The organism is Erwinia sp. (assembly GCF_031978025.1).
Lineage (GTDB): Bacteria > Pseudomonadota > Gammaproteobacteria > Enterobacterales > Enterobacteriaceae > Erwinia.
In genome coordinates, this window is sequence record NZ_DALZCD010000385.1 from 1 (window position 1) to 3,018 (window position 3,018).

General features: G+C 56.9%; 3 protein-coding genes. All 3 read left to right on the top strand.

Annotation, left to right across the window (positions count from 1 at the left end; genetic code table 11):
- Positions 1–74, top strand: a 74-nt coding sequence (locus RTK32_RS20630) for a flagellin (RefSeq protein ID WP_312047219.1), incomplete at its 5' end; no start/stop codon positions are given.
- An 81-nt stretch (positions 75–155) separates the two neighbouring features.
- Complete coding sequence (locus RTK32_RS20635; protein WP_312047215.1) at positions 156–1,541, top strand: hypothetical protein; 1,386 nt, start codon at positions 156–158, stop codon at positions 1,539–1,541.
- Between the two features lie 105 nt (positions 1,542–1,646).
- On the top strand, positions 1,647–3,018 hold a 1,372-nt coding region (locus RTK32_RS20640), incomplete at its 3' end, for a glycosyltransferase family 2 protein (protein WP_312047217.1).

Here is a 3,018-nt window from a genome sequence, read left to right on the forward strand (position 1 = left end):
TTCAGCAGGCTGGTACCTCCGTGCTGTCAAAAGCCAACCAGGTTCCACAGGGCGTGATGTCTCTGCTGCAGTAATCCCGCACGACACGTTTCGTCGACCCGGCTACGGCCGGGTTTTTTCTATCTTGCCCACATAAGATGGCGCGGAGAAAAAGTATGAATCGTCTTTTAATTACTATTGATCAACTTAACCGGTTAACTGATACAGAAACGACCCTGATGGATGTGGTCGAGTACTTCCATGCAAAGGGCTGGCAGATCGACCTGGTCACGCGGCTGGTGGAAGGCACTTATTTACGGCGGCTGAAAGCGTTGCAGCAGGGCGGCAACGTGCAGTGCTTTATGGAAGACGAGCATTCGCTGGCGGCCCACTATGATTTGATCTGGATTTGCCAGGGCTATATGAGTCTGAAAATGATCTCGGCCCTGCAGAAAGGCGAAATATCTGGCGTTTGCATTTTTCAGCACTACTACGCCTATGCGGACCAGGACCTGCCTTACGGTGCGGTGCTGGAAAATAAACTGGCGGCTTACAGCCTGGCCGTTTCCGCCATTTCCTATGCGAAACTCGCGCTGAAAGGCATCGACCAACGTAAACTTCATCTATTTCCTCTTTCCGTTAGCGACAGCTTCGCGCAGGTACAGCCACAGGCTATGCCACCGCTGTCGCGCATCCTGCTTATTTCCAATGAACAAAATGATGCCGTTGGCGAGCTGCGCACGCTGCTGGCTGAGAAAGGCATCAGGCTTGACCATATCAATGCCCAGCGCCGTGAGGTTGAACTGACGCCGGATTTCCTGTCCACCTACCAGGTGGTCATGGGGCAATCTCGTCCCATAGTGCAGGCGCTGGTCGCCGGGGTGCCGGCGTACCTTACCGATACCGTTTCCGGTGCGGGTTATGTGAACGGCGAAACCCTGGAAGCGGGGCTGGACTCGCATTTTCTTGCCGATTACGGCAGTGCGCCGCATCAAAGTCCTGAAGAGTGGATGCAGGATATTATTGAGCCTTATGCCGACGCCTGGCAGTGGACGCAGGGTTTTCGTGAAGATGCCTTCAGCCAGTGGTCGCTCAGCGGACAGATCGAGGCATTACTGGCTCGCCTGCCGAAAGCGGATAAGCTGCAAATCAGCGAGGCCGAAGCTGCCAGCCTGACGCTGCATCGTAAGGTTATCGCCGACGATGCTGACAAGTCCCGCGTGCTGGAAAGCTGGCTGAAAACGCGCCAGCCTTCTGAAGCCCGTATCAGCGTACTGCTTTCCTTTATTAACCAGATGCCGGAAACCGGCAATATCGGCCTGGCGATCCTCGACCCGCTCGACGACAGCGCTGCTGTTGAAAAGACGTTGGCCTCGCTGGAGAGCCAGTATCTGCAGCCGGCCCTGGTGGAGAAAGTCCGCGATAGCCAGCAGCTGGCCGATTTGTTCAGTCAGACGCAGGTCGATTCACTGCTGCTGGTAACCGCAGGCAACGAGCTGATGCCGTGGGCGCTGCTGGTCTTTGCCGAACACCGTCTGCGCCAGCCTGACGCGTCGCTCTAGTATTGCGACAGCGTTACGGGTAAAAACCTGCTGGCTGCCGACAGCCTGTTTAAACCCGATCTGAATATCGATCTTCTGCGCAGCCAGCCCTATATCGGCGAGCAGATGCTGATCAATGTGGCGGCCGCGCGTGAGGCAGGCGGTTTTGACGCCCGCTACGCGCGTCTTGGCGGTATCGATCTGGCGTGGAAATTTATCGAAAGCCGTGGCGCTCAGTCCATCGGCCACATTGCCGACGTGCTGATGCTGGTGCCGGAGATGGCGGAAAGCTGGTTACAGCAGCCGGACATCGTGGCGGAAAGCGCGGCCGTGACCGCGGCGCACCTGGCACGTTGCAATTTGCCCGCCGTGGTAGAGCCGGGCCTGCTACCAGGGCTGCACCGTGTACGCTTTACGCATCAACAGCAGCCTCTGGTTTCTATCATCATTCCTACGCGCGATCGTCTGCCGCTGCTGCGTCGCTGTATCGAAAGCCTGATGGAAAAAACGCAGTGGCCGCACTATGAACTGCTGATTGTGGACAATAATTCCCAGGAAGAGGCGACCTGTGACTATCTGGCGCAGCTTGAGGCGCTAAATATTGCTCAGTTGCGTGTGCTGCGCTGGCCACAGGCATTCAGTTTCTCCGCTATTAATAATTTTGCCGTTGAGCAGGCACGCGGCGATCTGCTGCTGTTTTTAAATAACGATACTGAAATTGTTGAAGGCGAGTGGCTGTCTGCCATGGTCGAACATGCCACGCGTCCTGAAGTCGGTATCGTGGGCGCGCGGCTGGAATATCACGATGGGCGCATTCAGCATGCTGGCATCGTCGCGGGCGTGGGCCTCGGCGTATCGCCGATTTACGACGGCGTCAGCGTGGATAACGCCGGTTATATGCAGCGCCTGAAATCTATCCTGAACGTTACCGCGGTGAGCGCGGCCTGCATGATGGTGCCGAAAGAAGTCTTTGTTGAGCTGGGCGGTTTCAGCGTGGATGACTTCCCGGTCTATTTGGGCGACGTGGATTTTGCGCTGAAGGCGCGCGCCAGCGGGTACCTGACCGTGTGGACGCCATACGCACGTCTGTTGCATATGGGGGGCGCTACCCGAGTGCTCGGCGAGGAAATCGGCATCGCTTCCCATGTAGGGCCTGATGTCTTTGATACGCTGCGTGAAAAATGGCGTGGCCAGCTCAGCGTGGATATCAGCTATAACCGTCAACTGACCAAAGTAGGCGGCAACTTCCTGCTGGGTACGCGTCAGTCGCGCTATCAGCAACCGCTACCGGGGCGGCCGCTGCCTGTTATGATGGCCGGTCATAAAAACCTAACCGGCTGCGGTAACTACCGCGTGATCAAGCCGTTTAAAGCGCTGGAAGGCAATTTGATCCTGGAAGGGGGCCTGACGCACGGCCTGCCTGCGGTGATGGAAGTGGCAGAGATCCAGCCCGACACGCTGCTGCTGGAGCTGGTAACCGATATTTCTATTCCGGAAC

Coding starts and splice junctions, on each gene's coding strand:
- RTK32_RS20635 (WP_312047215.1), top strand. CDS start 156: ATGAATCGTCTTTTAATTACTATTGATCAACTTAACCGGTTAACTGAT.